13 protein-coding genes are annotated in these 16,046 nt (G+C 67.5%); 5 read left to right on the forward strand and 8 right to left on the reverse strand.

Annotated elements, in window-relative coordinates; genetic code table 11:
- Nucleotides 1-21: 21 nt before the first annotated feature.
- The 3 genes from HWX09_RS09940 to HWX09_RS09950 all read right to left on the reverse strand — a co-directional run bounded on the left by HWX09_RS09940 (nt 22) and on the right by HWX09_RS09950 (nt 6,076).
- Nucleotides 22-1,401 (reverse strand): MFS transporter, encoded by a 1,380-nt coding sequence (locus HWX09_RS09940; RefSeq protein WP_199779087.1) that lies wholly within the window; start codon nt 1,399-1,401, stop codon nt 22-24.
- Between the two features lie 275 nt (nt 1,402-1,676).
- Nucleotides 1,677-2,828 (reverse strand): asparaginase, encoded by a 1,152-nt coding sequence (locus HWX09_RS09945; protein ID WP_279610183.1) that lies wholly within the window; start codon nt 2,826-2,828, stop codon nt 1,677-1,679.
- Nucleotides 2,829-3,007: 179 nt separating this feature from the next.
- Nucleotides 3,008-6,076, reverse strand: coding sequence for an FAD-binding and (Fe-S)-binding domain-containing protein (locus HWX09_RS09950; RefSeq protein ID WP_027786307.1), 3,069 nt, complete (start codon nt 6,074-6,076; stop codon nt 3,008-3,010).
- A 153-nt stretch (nt 6,077-6,229) separates the two neighbouring features.
- Here HWX09_RS09950 and HWX09_RS09955 point away from each other — a divergent pair, with 153 nt between their 5' ends.
- Nucleotides 6,230-7,120, forward strand: a complete 891-nt coding sequence (locus tag HWX09_RS09955) for a LysR substrate-binding domain-containing protein (RefSeq protein WP_027786306.1) — start codon at nt 6,230-6,232, stop codon at nt 7,118-7,120.
- A 22-nt stretch (nt 7,121-7,142) separates the two neighbouring features.
- On the opposite strand, the gene HWX09_RS09960 is transcribed toward HWX09_RS09955, so the two are convergent.
- The gene (locus tag HWX09_RS09960; protein WP_027786305.1) at nt 7,143-7,994 is read right to left on the reverse strand and encodes a LysR substrate-binding domain-containing protein; all 852 of its coding nucleotides are present in this window, start codon (nt 7,992-7,994) and stop codon (nt 7,143-7,145) included.
- Between the two features lie 111 nt (nt 7,995-8,105).
- Between HWX09_RS09960 and HWX09_RS09965 the strand changes: the two genes are divergently transcribed.
- Entirely contained in the window at nt 8,106-8,753 is a 648-nt protein-coding gene (locus HWX09_RS09965; protein ID WP_027786304.1) for a LysE family translocator, read from the forward strand.
- A 60-nt stretch (nt 8,754-8,813) separates the two neighbouring features.
- Here HWX09_RS09965 and sfnG read toward each other — a convergent pair whose 3' ends face one another.
- The 3 genes from sfnG to HWX09_RS33590 all read right to left on the reverse strand — a co-directional run bounded on the left by sfnG (nt 8,814) and on the right by HWX09_RS33590 (nt 10,991).
- Nucleotides 8,814-9,917, reverse strand: coding sequence for a dimethylsulfone monooxygenase SfnG (gene sfnG, locus HWX09_RS09970; protein ID WP_027786303.1), 1,104 nt, complete (start codon nt 9,915-9,917; stop codon nt 8,814-8,816).
- Nucleotides 9,918-9,952: 35 nt separating this feature from the next.
- The gene (msuE, locus tag HWX09_RS09975; protein ID WP_027786302.1) at nt 9,953-10,513 is read right to left on the reverse strand and encodes an FMN reductase; all 561 of its coding nucleotides are present in this window, start codon (nt 10,511-10,513) and stop codon (nt 9,953-9,955) included.
- A 295-nt stretch (nt 10,514-10,808) separates the two neighbouring features.
- Complete coding sequence (locus HWX09_RS33590; protein WP_227789475.1) at nt 10,809-10,991, reverse strand: hypothetical protein; 183 nt, start codon at nt 10,989-10,991, stop codon at nt 10,809-10,811.
- Here HWX09_RS33590 and HWX09_RS09985 point away from each other — a divergent pair.
- On the forward strand, nt 10,990-12,126 hold the full coding sequence (locus tag HWX09_RS09985) for a sigma 54-interacting transcriptional regulator (protein ID WP_080681413.1): 1,137 nt from the start codon (nt 10,990-10,992) through the stop codon (nt 12,124-12,126). The two genes, HWX09_RS33590 and HWX09_RS09985, sit on opposite strands and share 2 nt — an antisense overlap.
- Nucleotides 12,127-12,375: 249 nt before the next feature.
- Nucleotides 12,376-14,076, forward strand: a complete 1,701-nt coding sequence (gene dhaL / locus HWX09_RS09990; RefSeq protein ID WP_027786301.1) for a dihydroxyacetone kinase subunit DhaL — start codon at nt 12,376-12,378, stop codon at nt 14,074-14,076.
- Between the two features lie 17 nt (nt 14,077-14,093).
- Here dhaL and HWX09_RS09995 read toward each other — a convergent pair whose 3' ends face one another.
- Nucleotides 14,094-14,381 carry a DUF1330 domain-containing protein gene (locus HWX09_RS09995; protein WP_027786300.1) on the reverse strand — a complete coding sequence of 96 codons (288 nt, stop codon included), beginning with the start codon at nt 14,379-14,381 and terminating at the stop codon, nt 14,094-14,096.
- Nucleotides 14,382-14,646: 265 nt separating this feature from the next.
- Between HWX09_RS09995 and HWX09_RS10000 the strand changes: the two genes are divergently transcribed.
- On the forward strand, nt 14,647-16,032 hold the full coding sequence (locus HWX09_RS10000) for an MFS transporter (RefSeq protein ID WP_027786299.1): 1,386 nt from the start codon (nt 14,647-14,649) through the stop codon (nt 16,030-16,032).
- The last annotated feature ends 14 nt before the right edge of the window (nt 16,033-16,046 follow it).

Here is a 16,046-nt window from a genome sequence, read left to right on the forward strand (position 1 = left end):
GATGGGCTCCACGGGTTGCGATCAACTGTTGCGATGTGCAGCCGGCAGGATGGCGTCGCGCTTGCCGTCGAGCGCCACTTCATCGCTGCCGTGGCCTGAACCCACGTCAGACAGATTCTCGCGGCCGGTTTCCGGCGCAAACAGATGGCAGAACACGCCACCGAACACCAGCACGGCCACGCATGCGCCGAGCGCCGCGTGAATGCCGACGTGCTGCACGGCCACCGGCAGAAGAAACGTGCTGATCGCGGACCCGAACCGGCTCGAGGCGACGGCCAGCCCCACGCCCGATGCGCGCAGGTGGGTCGGGAAAAGCTCGGGCGGATAGACGAACTCCAGGTTGGCTGCGGCGGAAAGAATACAGGCGAAAATGCCGAACGCGAGTATCGTGCCGAGCGGCCCGAATCCCGCATACGCCAGCACCGCGAGGCCGAGCGCGGCGAGGTAGAAGCTCCCGACGAGGAACGCGCGGCGCGACAGTCGGTCGGCGATCAGCAATCCGAAGATTGCACCGGCAAAGAGCAGTACGTTATAGACGAGGCCGCCGACAAAGCCATCCTTGACCTGCAACGCCTGAAGCACCTTCGGCGCAAACGTCCCGAGCGCGAAATACGGAATGACCTGGCACGTGTAGAAGATGCAGCCGACCAGCGTGTTTCTGCGCCAGCGCGACGAAAACAGTTCCGACCACGCGCCTCGACGTTGCGGAGGTGCGTCCGGCGATATGGGCAGAACGGTATCTGCGCCCAGTTTTGCGCGGATGATTGCAAGCGCCTCGTCCTTCCGCCCGCGTTTCATCAACCACATCGGCGACTCGGGAACGCCGAGGCGGAACGGCAGAATCAGCAGGGCAGGCAGGCCGCTCGCAGCCAGCATGATGCGCCATGCGTCGGGGCCGATGTCGCGAATGGCGAAACCGGCGAGGTACGCGCCCACATAGCCGGCCGCCCACGCCGCGGCGAGGACGCTCAGTAGCCGGCCGCGATATCGGCGCGGCGCAAACTCCGTGACGAGCGATTTGCTCACGACATAGTCGGCGCCCAGAATGACGCCCAGGAGCAAGCGCAACACCAGCAACTGGGCCGGTGACGTGACGAAATATTGCGCAGCGGATATCGCCGCGAAGAGCAGCATGTCGAATGCGAAGATGGTCCGGCGGCCATACTTGTCCGCCACGGGGCCCGCAAACATGCTGCCGACAAAAAGACCTGCAAGGGACGCCGCGCCGAGCGCCCCCATCCAGAGCGCGTCCAGATGAAGCGTGCCGGCCGCCATGCTCACGGCGATCCCGATAATGCCCAACACGAAGCCGTCGCTGAACTGTCCGCCTGTCCCGCTGAATGCCACCCGCAAATGGAAGCCGCGCAGCGGAACATCCTCCATCAAGATCTGCTTGCTCACTTTCGTCTCCTGTGACTCTGGTCATCTCGACGCGTTTGCTCGCGCCTTCGGAAACCAGTGTAGAGACTCAAATTCACAAATACAGCATGTCTCCATTCATCATCAGTGATTCTAATAGTAGGTCGCGCAGTCCCTGAACGTAGGCGCCGTTTGCACCCGTGTGAAGCGCTCGACGACCGGTCGCGCGCACCCGCTCCCGTAAACGACGCGGGGCGCGGCGATGCGTCTCCGGCATCGTCGCGCCCCGGCCAGTGCCTCGGCAGGCGGACGCTGCGTCAGAACTGATGCAGCATTGCCTGAATGCGGGAAGGATCTTTCGTCAACGTCAGCGCGAGCATGAGGAGAATGCGCGCCTTCTGCGGGTTCAAGTCATCGCCGAGGAGCCCGAGGTAAGCCGGATCGGCCGGCACGAATCCGCCTCCCGTTCGAGACGAACGAACCACGATCGCCCCTTTCTCGATCGCCTGCTTGATCGAGGGAAGCGTCAGCAGCGATTCGCTGCCGGCTCCGACGCCCGCGACGACGATACCCTGCGCGCCATGTGCGACGGCAGCGTCGTACATGAATCCACCGTCGTTCTGGTAGCCGTAGACGATATCGACTTCCGGCAGCGCGTCGAACTTCGATACGTCGAACGGCGTCGCCGTGGTGTGACGCTTCAGGACGGACGTGTCGAAATGCGGCACTTCGTCGACCAGCGTGCCCATGTAGCCGGCGTCGTTCCCTTTGAATGTATCCAGTGTGGTGCCGTTGGTCTTCGTCGTGTAGCGCGCGGCGCCGATCCGGTCGTTCAGCACGATCATCACGCCGCAACCGCGTGCGTCCGGTGAAGCGGCCACGGTTACTGCTTGCAACAGGTTGCTCGGGCCATCCGCGCCGATCGCCGTCGACGGCCGCATCGATCCGGTCACCACCACGGGCTTGTCGCTCTTGACGACGAGGTCGAGGAAGTACGCGGTTTCCTCGAGCGTATCCGTGCCATGGGTAATCACGACACCCGCGACATCGGGATCGGCGAGCAACTGGTTCACGCGCCTGGCGAGCTTCAGGAGAATATCGTTCGTGATGTTTTCGCTGCCGACATTCGAGATCTGTTCGCCGGATACCTGCGCAATCTTGCCCAGCGACGGCACCGACGCGAGAAGCGCCCCGGCGGTCAGCACACCCGGCTTGTAGCCCGTCGTTTGCGTTTCGCTGCCTGCGGTGCCCGCGATCGTGCCGCCGGTTGCCAGCACCACGACGTGCGGCAATTCACCGGCTGCATTTAATTTCGCCATCACCGGTCCCACCGACAGCAAGCAAAGCGCGAAGCCGGCGAATAGCTGGCGCATGAAGTGGTGTGCAAAAGCGCGGTTGTGTCTCACAACGACCCCCAGATCAAAAGTATGGAACGGGATAGCGCATCGATATGACGCACTACCTGACATCGGGAATCGGTGAGTCGACGCTTGACGCACCCGTCCGACACGAACGAGTGTAGTGACACATTCGCGTGGCCAAATCTGCGCCCCGGCATCATTAGAAAAACTGAATGTCCGATGCACGGACGATGAAGATCGGTGCGCCGGTGCGCGCGGTCTGAATGTCGTGCGAGCGATTCGGCTGATCAGACGATTCCGACCTCAGCTCGCTGTCCCGCCCGCACATGATCGAGCAGCGCCTGCAACGGATGACGCACCTGTTTCGACGACAGACGTTTCACCTGGCTGCGGCACGAATACCCGGTCGCCAGCGCTTCGCCCTCCTGTTCCGGCCCGTCGACGTGCGCGGCCCACGACTGCGCATAGATCGTCTTCGACGTCGCGAGATTGCGCGCCTCGTGCCCATACGTGCCCGACATTCCGCAACACCCGGCCGCCTGGACCTGCAAGCGCAACCCGCGACGCGCGAACACCTGCGCCCATTGCTTGCCGCTGTCCGGCGCATTGGTTTTCTCGGTGCAGTGCGGCAACAACCGATATGAAACCGTCGCCCCACCCGCACCGGCTTCTGGCAGCGCATCCAGCAGCCATTCCTGCGGCAGCGCGACCTTCGGTACGTCGGCGAGCCCCGTCACCTTCAGGTATTCCTGCCGATACGTCAGCGTCATCGCCGGATCGAGGCCGACCAGCGCGACGCCCGAGCGCGCCAGCGCGGCCAGTTGCGTCGCGTTGCGGATCGCCGCCTTCGCGAATGCATGAAGAAAGCCCTGCACGTGCAGCGCCTTGCCGTTCGGCGCGAGCGGCGCGAGCCACACCTGAAAGCCCAGGCGCGCCGCCAGCTCGATCAGCGCCGCCAGTTGCTCGGTATCGAAATAGCGCGTGAACGTATCCTGCACGATGACGACGCTGCGTGCGCGCTGCGCATCGCTCAGCGCGGCGAGCGCATGCGGGTCGGCCGGCTTCACGCGCCACGCGCGGATCACGGCCGCGAGATCGAAGCGGCTCAGCAGCGGGCTGTCGACCATGCCGACCTGACGCTCGAGCAGCGCCCGCACCCAGCCGGCTCCCATCAGCCCGTTGTACAGCGCGGGCACGTGCGCCATCCACGGCATCGTGAATTCGAGCGAGCCGATCAGGTAGTCGCGCAGCGGCCGCAGGTAGCGCTGGTGATACAGCTCGAGAAAGCGCGAGCGAAACTCGGGCACGTTGACCTTGACCGGACACTGCCCCGCGCACGACTTGCATGCGAGGCAGCCCGCCATCGCGTCGTACACCTCGTGCGAGAAATCCGTGTCGCCATGACGGGCGTCGCGGCTGTTGCGCCACCGCTCGACCAGACCGCGCAGGAGCGGCTGCCGCGTGCGCGCCGCCGCGACGACGTCGACGCCGGCCTGCCCTTGCAGGCGCAACCATTCGCGCATCAGCGACGCACGCCCCTTCGGCGACTGCACGCGTTCGCGCGTCGCCTTCCACGACGGGCACATCGCGTCGTCCGGATCGAAGTTGTAGCACGCGCCGTTGCCGTTGCAATGCATCGCGGTGCCGTAGCTCTGCCACACGCGCTCGTCGATCTGCCGATCGTGATCGCCGCGCGTCGGCACCTCGTCGATCTTCAACAGTCGCAACGTATGATCCGGCGGCGTCGCGATCTTGCCCGGGTTGAACTGGTTGTGCGGATCGAACGCGGCCTTCAACTGCTGCAGCGACGGATACAGCTCGCCGAAAAACGCCGGCGCATATTCGGAGCGCACGCCCTTGCCATGCTCGCCCCACAGCAGGCCGCCGTGACGCTGCGTGAGTTCGGCCACCGCGTCCGACACGGGCCGCACCAGCGCCGCCTGCTTCGGGTCCTTCATGTCGAGCGCCGGGCGCACGTGCAGCACGCCCGCATCGACGTGGCCGAACATCCCGTACTGCAACCCGTGGCCGTCGAGCAGCGCGCGGAATTCGGCGATGTACGCGGCGAGGTTCTCGGGCGGCACCGCGGTGTCCTCGACGAACGGCTGCGGGCGCGCCTCGCCCTGCACGTTGCCGAGCAGGCCGACCGCGCGTTTGCGCATCGCATACACACGCTTCACCGCATCGTTGCCGGCCGCGAGCGTATGGCCGAGACGCTCCACGCTCGTATCGGTGCGCAGATGCTCGACGAACGCGCGCACCCGCGCATCGACGTCGCGTTCGTCGTCGCCGCTGAATTCGATCAGGTTGATGCCGAGCGTGGGACGCGCGTCGTCCTGCGGGAAATACTCGGCCACGCTGCTCCACACGAAGTCCTTCATCGCGAGCATCAGCACCTTCGAGTCGACCGTCTCGATCGATAGCGGCCGATGTTCGAGCAGCGCGCGCGCGTCGCGCAGCGCGTCCATGAAGCCCGCGTAACGCACGTTGACCAGCACCGAAAACTTCGGGATCGGCAGCACGTTGAGCTTCGCCTCGACGACGAAGCCGAGCGACCCTTCCGCGCCGCACAGGACGCTGTTCAGGTTGAAACGGCCGTCCGGTTCGCGCAGGTGCGCGAGGTCGTAGCCGGTCAGGCAGCGGTTGAGCTTCGGAAACTTCGCGTCGATCAGCGCCGCCTTGTCGTCGCTGATGCGCCGCGCGGTGCGATACACCTTGCCGACGCGGTCCTGCCGCGCACAGCGGCGCGCCAGTTCTTCATCGTCGAGCGCGCCGCTGTGCAGGTGCTCGCCGCCCATCAGCACGAAATCGAGTTCGAGCACGTGATCGCGCGTCTTGCCGTACGTGCAGCTACCCTGCCCGCTCGCGTCGGTGTTGATCATCCCGCCGACGGTCGCGCGGTTCGACGTCGACAGCTCCGGCGCGAAGAACAGCCCATGCGGCTTCAGCGCCGCATTGAGCTGATCCTTGACGACGCCCGCCTGCACGCGCACCCAGCGCTGCTCGACGTCGATTTCGAGGATCCGGTTCATGTTGCGCGACAGGTCGACGACCACGCCGTCGGTCAGCGACTGCCCGTTGGTGCCCGTGCCGCCGCCGCGCGCGGCCACCGCGACGTCGCGGTGCGCGGGTTCGGCCAGCAGCCGGGCCAGCAGCCGGACGTCGTCCGCATGCGCGGGACAGATCACCGCCTGCGGCTGGCGCTGGTAGATCGAGTTGTCGGTGGCCTGCACGGTCCGGTTCGCGTGGTCCGTGTGAATCTCCCCGGCGAATCCCGTCGCCCGCAGCGCGGCGAGGAAATCGCGGTAAACGTTCGCGGGCGGGCTGGCGGGACGGGGCAACGGGGCGATCGACATGGGGCAAAAACGCAATGTGGGTGGAGCAGGGTGATTCGCGTGCGCCGAAACATGACTTCGTTGCAAGTTTCCGCACGACCGAGAATTCGAGTATCTTCGGATATTCGGCCAGAAACAAACGAATTCCCCCCCGGCGAAGCTTGCATAAAACTCATGAATTACCGTCGCCTGACCCCGTCGATGTCGTTGCTGCTCGTGTTCGAGGCCGCCGCGCGGCATGAAAGCTACACGCGCGCGGCCGAGGAGCTGTCGCTGAGCCAGAGCGCGATCAGCCGGCAGGTCCAGACGCTCGAGGATCAGCTCGGCGTGCCGCTGTTCCGGCGCGAGGGTCGCTCGGTGAAGCTGACCGACGTCGGCCGCCGCTATTTCGCCGAACTGACCGGCGCGCTCGGGCGCATCCGCGGCGCGACGTTGCAGGCGATGTCGCACCAGGCGGGCGCCGGCTCGCTGCGGCTGGCCACCCTGCCGACCTTCGGGTCGAAATGGCTGCTGCCGCATCTGCACGGCTTCTATGCCGCGCATCCGGGCGTGACCGTGCACCTTCATTCGCGAATCGGCGCGATCGATTTCCTCAACGACGACCTCGACGCGGCGATCACCGTCGGCGCCGGCGACTGGCCGGGCCTGCATGCGCACCGGCTGTACAACGAATTCCTGATCGCGATCGCGCCGCGCGCCACGGGCAGCGGCCGCAAGGCCGACGCGCGCACGCCGGCCTGGGCCGCGAAGCAGACGCTGCTGGGCGTGACGAGCAATCAGCAGGCCTGGGCCGAGTGGTTCTCGCACTATCGGCTCGATCATCGCCAGATGCGCATCGGCCCGAGCTTCGAGCTGACGTCGCACCTGATCCAGGCCGTGCATGCCGGAATGGGGATCGGACTGGTGCCGAAGGTGCTCGTGGAGGACGAATTGAGCCGCGGCGAGCTCGACTCGATCGGCGACGCGATTACCAGCCAGCGCAGCTATTACCTGGTCTACCCGCCGGGCAACGACGCGCTGCCGTCGCTCGTCGCCTTCCGCGAATGGCTGCTGACGTCGTGCTGACGTGCCGCTGGCGACGTGCCGGTCAGGCGCGCCATTCGCCGAGAATCTGCTCGGCGAGGTAGTCGCACGGCGGGCGCGCGGACTGCGCGCTGCGCGCGAGCACGACCTCGAGTTCGCCGAGCGACGGCAGCCCGTGGCTCTCCGACAGCTGCAACAGGTGATCGGGCACGCAGCAGCGCGCGAGCGGCGCGACGGCGAGGCCGGCCTCGACCATGCTGAGCAGGCCGAGAAAGCTCGGGCTTTCGTATGACATCCGGTACGGAATCTTCCGCCGGTTCAGCGCCTTGACCGCGTGATCGCGCGCCATGCTGCCGCCGTGCGTGAAAAACGCCACCGGCAGCGGCCGCTCTTCCCACACATCGCGTTTCGGCGAGCCAGCCCAGACGAGCGGCTCCATCCGGATCAGCTCGCCCGTCACGCCTTTGATGCGCGTCAGGCACGCGAGGTCGACCGTGTTGTCCTTCAGCATCGGCACGAGCGCGCTGCTCGGCTGGCCGATCACGCGCACTTCCACGCGCGGATGCATCGCGGCGAACTTGCCGAGCACCTGTGGCAGCAGCGACGCGATGTAGTCGTCGGGCACGCCGATCGTCACGCGGCCGCGCATCTCCGGCCGCACGATCGACGCCCACGCCTCGTCGCGCATCGCGAGCATCCGGCGGCCGTAATCGGCGAGCATCCTGCCGTCGTCGGTCGCCGTCACGTTGCGCGTGTCGCGGATGAACAGCAGCTTGCCGAGCGCGTCTTCCAGCGTCTTGATCTGCATGCTCACCGCCGACGGCGACCGGTGCACGGCCTGTGCGCCCTGCGCGAACGATCCGGATTCCGCGACGGCCACCACCATCGCGAGCACATCGAGGTCGAGCTTCTTCATGTCGATTCAGAAAAACTGATCAATCGATTCAGTTTATCCCGTTTTACTGTTCACCTCCATCGCCGGACAATCGACGTCGTCAGCACTCACTCGATGCAGGAAGCGGAAAACATGCACACGTCCGGATCGCTCTACGGGTTTCTCGTCATCGGCGGCATGCTCGCGGTCACGCCGGGGCCGAACATGGTCTACGTGATGTCGCGCTCGATCGCGCAAGGACGGGCGGCCGGGTTCATTTCGCTCGCCGGCGTGATGATCGGCTACCTGTTCTACATGTTCGCCGCGGCGTTCGGCATCACGACGCTGTTCATGAGCGTGCCCTATGCGGGCAGTGTGCTGGGCGCGGTCGGGGCAATCTATCTGCTGTATCTCGCATGGCAGGCGGTGCGGCCCGGCGGCCGCTCGCCGTTCGAGGTGAAGGCGCTGCCGACCGAGCAGCCGCTGCGGCTGCTCGCGATGGGCGCGACGACCAGCGTGCTGAACCCGAAGCTCGCGATGCTGTTCGTGTCGCTGCTGCCGCAGTTCATCGACTACGGGCAAGGCAGCGTGTTCGGCCAGTCGCTGTTTCTCGGCTCGCTGCTGATCGCCGCGTTCGCGTCGGCCAACGGGCTGGTGGCGCTCTGCTCGAGCAGCCTCGCGAAGTTCCTGCACGGCCGCCCGACGCTGCTGCTCGCGCAGCGCTGGACGATGGGCATCATCCTCGGCAGTCTCGGCGTGCGGATGGTGATCGAGGCATCGAAGCTGGCCGGCGTCGCGTGAGCGGCACGCCGCCGCGCGGGCCCGCGCGATCGCGGGCCGCGCGCGTGCGTCGGGCAGGCGTCACGCGGCAACGGCCTGCCGCTGCGCCTCCAGCTCGCGCACGAGCGGCAGCACGCGGCGGCCGAAGTATTCGACTTCCTCGATGAAGTGCAGGAAGCCGGTCAGCACGAGATCGACACCGATCGCCTTCAGTGCGACGATCCGCTCGGCGATCTGCCGCGGCGTGCCGATCAGGTTCGTGCGAAAGCCGTCGTTGTACTGCACGAGATCCTCGAACGTCGATTTCGCCCAGTTGCCCTCGCCTTCGGGCGACGCCTTGCCGGCCTGCTTCACCGCATCGCCGAACGCGTGCACGGCCTCGACGTGCGCATGCCGGATGATGTCGTCGAGCACGGCCTGCGCTTCTTCCTCGGTGTCGCGCGCGATCACGAACGCGTTGACGCCGATGCGCACGCGATGGTCGTTCGCGGCCGCCTTCGCGCGAATGTCGTCGATCTGCGCCTTCAGGTTCTCCGGTGTATTGCCGTTCGTGAAATACCAGTCCGACACGCTCGCCGCGTTGTCGCGCGCCGCGCGCGAGCTGCCGCCCTGGAAGATTTCCGGATGCGGCTTCTGCACCGGCTTCGGGCTCAACGTGTAATCGTTGAAGCGATAGAAGTCGCCCTTGAACGTGAAATTGTCCTGCGTCCAGATGCCCTTGAGCGCCTGGATGAATTCCTTCGAGCGCCGATAGCGTTCGTCGTGCTCGAGCCACGGCTCGCCGATCGCGGTGAATTCGCCCTTGAACCAGCCGCTCACGACGTTGATCGCGATGCGCCCGTTCGAGATGTGGTCGATCGTCGCGAGCTGCTTCGCGACCACGGCCGGATGCCACGGCCCCGGCAGGATCGCGGCGAGCACCTTGAGCTTCGTCGTCGCATGCAGCAGCGCCTGGCTGAACGACACCGACTCGTGCTGGTATTCGGCGCCATAGCCGGCCGTGAAGCGGATCTGGCTCAGCGCATAGTCGAAGCCGGCCGCTTCGGCCGTGCGCGCGAGCTTCTGGTTGTATTCGAGGCTCCAGTCGGTACGCTGCTCGATCGTGCTGACGACGAGGCCGCCGCTGACGTTCGGCACCCAGTACGCGAATTTGACGCCGTCGGCGGAAGGGTCGGGAAGGCTCATGAAGGTGTCCTGGTCGGAGGGGAAACGAAAGCGGCTTACGCGGCCGCGACGGAAAGCGCGTGCGGGCGCAGTTGCGGCACCGCGCGGTCCACGGCGAGCGCGATGCGCTCGCGCAACGCCGGGCTGGCGATCTGGTACCGGTCGAAATCGCTTTCGGACGCATACACGCCGATCGGCAGCGTGCGCGCCTGGAAGAAGCTGAACAGCGGGCGCAGCTGGTGGTCGATCACGAGCGCATGACGCTCGCTGCCGCCGGTGGCCGCGAGCAGCACCGGCACGTCGACGAGCGCGTCGTGACGCACGAGGTCGAACAGATGCTTGAAGAGGCCCGTGTACGACGCGCGATACACCGGGCTCGCGACGACGAGCGCATCGGCCGTCTCGATCGCGCGGATCAGTACATCGAGATCGGCCGGCACCTGTGCGCGGGTAAGCGCGCCGGCCAGCCGGCTGCCGATCTCGCCGAGTTCGATCCGCCGCGTATCGATCGGCAGCGCGGCGCCGAGCGCCGTGACGATCGCGTCGGTCAGCGCCAGCGTGCGCGACGGCCGCTGCAGGCTGCCCGATATCGCGACGACGTTGAGGGGTTGGCTCATGCAATGCGTTCCCATGGTGGAGCCGCGTGGAGCGCGGCGATACCGGTTCGGGTCAGCAAGGAGCGTGCCATTGGCGCGGGGGCGTGACGGAAAGGTCGTCTGCATCACGAAACTTTTCGCCAACGCCCGCCGGAAATGGCGCTTCGCCAAATACGCGACGGCGGCAAGCGTTCCGGCTCGCGCTTCACATCGATATTCCGCAACACGATGAACCGTGTGCAGCGAGTCTGCTGATGTACTGCTGATCAGGCAGCAGCCCGTCGCGCGCGATAACGCCCGATTCGACGCCGTGACGTCACCGCACCGACGCTCTTCCGCCCCATTGCAGGTTCCGCAGCAATCGCGCTTTGGTTATCAGAAATCGATGCTTTTCGCGCGCGGCGAAACGTTCAACACTCTGCTGACTACGCAGCAGCCAGACCGCGGCGCCCGCCGGCACGGGGCCGCCTTGCCCGGCCATCCAACGGTTCATCGCCATGACTTCCATTTCCACATCGCCGCGCCCGCTCAACCTTCGCGTCGTCACCGCTTCGCGCGATCCGGCCGGGCTTCAGCCCGCCGAGCGCGCGGCGCCGGCGCTCACGTTGCCCGAACGTCACGCGCCGGCCCGCGCGCCTGCGCAGGTGTTCGCCGATCCGCGTTCGCTCGCGCTGCTCGAACAGGTTCGTCGCGTCGCGCCGAGCGACGCGAACGTGCTGATCGTCGGCGAGACGGGCACCGGCAAGGAACTGATCGCACGCCACGTGCACGAGCTCGGCGCCCGTCGCGACGGGCCGTTCGTCGCGGTGAACTGCGGCGCATTCTCCGAAACGCTCGTCGACAGCGAACTGTTCGGGCACGAGAAAGGCGCGTTTACGGGCGCGTTCAGCGCGAAGCCCGGCTGGTTCGAAGCCGCGCACGGCGGCACGCTGTTTCTCGACGAAATCGGCGATCTGCCGCTCGCGATGCAGGTCAAGCTGCTGCGCGTGCTGCAGGAGCGCGAGGTCGTGCGGCTCGGTTCGCGCACGGGCATTCCGGTCGACGTGCGGGTGGTCGCTGCGACCAACGTCGACTTGCAGCAGGCGGTCGCGGCCGGGCAGTTTCGCGGCGACCTGTTCTACCGGCTCAACGTCGTGCAGCTCGCGGTCCCGCCCTTGCGCGACCGCCCGGGCGACATCCTGCCGCTCGCGCGCCACTTCTTCGGCATTTATCGCGACCGGCTCGGCGGCGGCCCGCGCCGCATCGATCCGCGCGCCGAGCGCCGGCTCGAGGCGCACGGCTGGCCCGGCAATGTCCGCGAACTGGAGAACGTGATCCATCATGCGCTGCTGACGAGCCGCCACGATGCGCTGCAGGACACGGACCTGCACATCGCGCCGCCGTGCCTGCCGGCTGCTGCCGCGCCCGTAGCCGATTCGTCCGCCGACGCACAGGCGGCGCTCGAACACGCGCTGCGCGACCTGTTCGACGACGGGCACGGCAACCTGTTCGAACGTATCGAGGACACGGTGATGCGTGTCGCGTTCGAATTCAGCCACCGCAATCAGATCCGGGCCGCGCAGTTGCTCGGCATCAGCCGCAACGTGCTGCGTGCGCGGCTGATTCGCGCGAAGGCGATCACCGCACTGAAATAGCGGCACCGGCCCGCGCGCCGCTCCGCCCCGGGCGCCATGGCGCCGCGATCCGTGCCGCGACGTCCGAACCTGATGTATCGTGGCGCGAAGCGTACGCTTCGTTGCCTGCCCCTCGCCCGGTCGCCCGTCATGCGACCGTCAGCGACCGGCAACAGGTCGCGCACGAACCTCCGCAACACGAAAACGAAAGTCGTCCGGCGCCCGTGCGCGCCCGGCCGAGCCCCGTTCACCCGTCCGGAATCCGTCGCCATGAAAAAGCTTGTGAACCGCCCGTCCGACGTCGTGCGAGAAATGCTGGAAGGCATCGCACGGCAATCGCCGCATCTCGCGATCCTCGGCGACGAGCACGTGCTCGTCCGCCAGCCGCTGCCCGAGCCGTCGCAGCGGCCGGTCGCGATCCTGTCCGGCGGCGGCAGCGGCCATGAGCCCGCGCACGGCGGCTATGTCGGCGAAGGGATGCTGAGCGCGGCCGTATGCGGCGAAGTGTTCACGTCGCCGTCGACCGACGCGGTGCTCGCCGCGATCCGCGCGAGCGCCGGCCCGAACGGCGCGCTGCTGATCGTGAAGAACTACACCGGCGACCGGCTCAATTTCGGGCTCGCCGCCGAGCTCGCGCGCGCGGAAGGCATTCCGGTCGAAATCGTCATCGTCGCCGACGACGTGTCGCTACGCGGCCGCGTCGAGCGCGGCCAGCGGCGCGGGATCGCCGGCACCGTGCTGATCCACAAGCTCGCGGGCGCTGCCGCCGCGCGCGGGCTGCCGCTCGCCCGCGTCGCGAGCATCGCGCGCGACGCGGCGGCCGAGCTCGGCACGATGGGCGTCGCACTCGACGGCTGCACGATCCCGGGCGCCGACAAGTCGGGCTTCAGCCTCGCCGATCACGAGATCGAGCTGGGCCTGGGCATCCACGGCGAGAAAGGCGTCGAGCGCCGCGCGCCGCTGCCGGCCGATGCGCTGGCCGACACGCTGTTGTCGAGCATCGTCGCCGATCTCGTGCTCGACCGCGACGAACGCGTCGCGCTGTTCGTCAACGGCCTCGGTGCGACGCCGGACATGGAACTCGCGATCGTGCTGCGCGCCGCGTTCGACAATCTGAGCCGGCGCGGCATCGTCGTCGCGCGCGCGTGGGCCGGCACGTTCCTGTCCGCGCTGAACATGCCCGGCTGCTCGATCTCGGTGCTGCGGCTGAACGACGAGCGCGCGGCGCTGCTCGACGCGCCGACGCAGGCGCGCGCATGGCCGGGCGGCGGCCTCGTGAACACGCAGATTCGCGTGGCCGCGGCCGCGTCGCAGGACGCGCCGCAGCCGCCGCTCGATGCGGCCGGCCGCGCGTGGGCCGCGCGCCTGCAACCTGCGCTGCACGCCGTCGCGCAGACGCTGATCGACCACGAGCAGACACTGACGGATCTCGATGCGGCAGCCGGCGACGGCGATCTCGGTGCGAGCATGCGGCGCGCCGCGCAGGCGATCCTCGAATTGCCCGACACCGCGTACGGCACGCCGTCCGGTGCGCTCGCGGCGCTCGGCGCCTCGTTGCGGCGCGCGATCGCCGGCAGCTCCGGGCCGTTCTATGCGACCGCGCTGCTGCGCGCGTCGCGCCGGCTGGCCGATATCGCCGAGCCGTCGCCGCGCGACTGGGCCGCGGCATTCCGCGCGGCGGTGGATTCGATCGGCGAACTCGGCGGCGCGCGAGCGGGCGACCGGACGATGCTCGATGCGCTGGTGCCGGCCGTCGACGCCTTCGGCCGCGCGCTGGACAGCGAGCGCGACCCCGCGAGCGCATGGACGGCGGCCGTCGAAGCGGCCGAGCAAGGTGCGGAGGAAACGACGCGCATGACGCCGCGCGCGGGACGGGCAAGCTATCTGGGCGAGCGGGCGATCGGTACGCCGGACGGCGGTGCGGTGGCTGTGTCGTACTGGTTGCGGGCGTTGCAGCCGCACGTCCGGTAACGGACGCGCGGCCGCGCTCAGACGCCCTCGACCAGCACCGCGCGATAGCGGGCGCCCTTGAAGCGGTGCTGGACGACCTTCTGGTATTCAGCGCCGTGATACCACGCGTGCGCGGCCTCCTTCGACGGGAACTCGACGATCACGACGCCTTCCGGGCCTTCGCCCTCGAGGATCTCCTGCGGACCATATGCGGCGAGCACCTTCACTGGATGGCTGGCAAGGGTCGCACCGACCTGGCTCGCGTAGATGTCGAGTTCATGCTGGTCCTGCGTGCTTTCCCGTGTAAAGACGATGTAGGTCGCCACGATATGCGCTCCGGATGAATGATGAAAAAAAGGGACGCCACGCGCTGCACGGCCCGATGAATCGCGCGCGGCAGTGCGCAGCTTACCGCCGTTCGCCGGCCGGCGCCGCGGCGAGCCGGCCACGGCCTGCGCGGGCCGCCCGGCCCCGGCACGGGAAAACCCCGATCCCCACATCGTCCTATGACATCGGGCGTCGCGAATTGGCGGGATTACTTTGATCCTCGTCGGCGCCCGCCCGGGCGCATGCTGATAGCGAGGACCCCTCATGCGATACGTGCCATCGTGGACTTCCGTTTCCGCCGCGTCGTCGATTCCCGACGACGCGACCACCCAACGCGGCGACGAGCCGCACTGTCTGCCGCGGGTCGCGATCGCGGCCGCCGCCCTCGGCAACGCGACCGAATGGTTCGATTACGGTATTTACGCGTATGGCCTCGCGTACATTTCCGCCGCGCTGTTTCCCGGCAACACCGCGAGCGCGACGCTGTTCGCGCTCGGCACGTTCGCGGTCTCGTTCCTGATCCGCCCGCTCGGCGGCCTGTTCTGGGGGCCGCTCGGCGACCGGCTGGGCCGCAAGCGCGTGCTCGCGTTGACGGTCCTGACGATGTCGGGCGCCACGTTGCTCGTCGGCATGCTGCCGAGCTACGCGACGGCCGGCTGGCTCGCACCGGCCGCGCTGATCGTGCTGCGCATGGTGCAGGGCTTCTCGACCGGCGGCGAATACGGCGGCGCGGCCACCTTCATCGCCGAATATGCGCCCGATTCGCGGCGCGGCCTGTGCGGCAGCTTCCTCGAATTCGCGACGCTCGCCGGCTTCTCGCTCGGCGCGTTCCTGATGCTCGGCTTCGCGCTGCTGCTCGGCGATTCGGCGATGCATGCGTGGGGCTGGCGCCTGCCGTTCCTGGTCGCGGCGCCGCTCGGCCTGATCGGCTTCTACCTGCGCTCGCGCCTCGAGGAAACGCCGGTGTTCCGCGAACTCGAGGAACAGGCGCACCGCCGCGAGAAAAGCGTCGCCGCCCCGCTGCCGATCCGGCAGCTGCTGGTGCGCTATGCGAAGCCGCTGCTGCTGCTCGGCGGCCTCGTCGTCGCGTTGAACGTCGTCAACTACGTGCTGCTCGCGTACATGCCGACCTACATGCACAAGGAGCTCGGCGTCAGCGAGAACATGTCGCTGCTGATCCCGCTGATCGGCATGCTCGCGATGATGGTGCTGCTGCCGTTCGCCGGCTGGCTGTCGGACCGCGTCGGCCGCAAGACGATGTGGTGGATCTCGCTCGTCGGGCTGTTCGTCGCGGCCGTGCCGATGTTCACGCTGATGACGCACGGTCCGCTCGGCGCCTTCATCGGCTTCGCGGTGCTCGGCGTACTCTACGTGCCGCAGCTCGCCACCATTTCCGCGATGTTCCCCGCGATGTTCCCGACCCACGTCCGGTATGCGGGCATGGCGATCGCCTACAACGTGTCGACGTCGCTGTTCGGCGGCACCGCGCCGATCGTCAACGACTGGCTGATCGGCAAGACCGGCAACGCGCTGATTCCCGCCTACTACATGATGGCCGCCTGCGCGGTCGGGTTGATCTCGCTGCTGGCGGTGATCGAGACGCGCGGGTGTTCGCTGCGCGGCGACACGCTCCCCGGCCAGCCGGGCTGACCCGCACGCCGGCG

It is taken from the genome of Burkholderia sp. BCC1208, assembly GCF_902833095.1.
GTDB lineage: Bacteria > Pseudomonadota > Gammaproteobacteria > Burkholderiales > Burkholderiaceae > Burkholderia.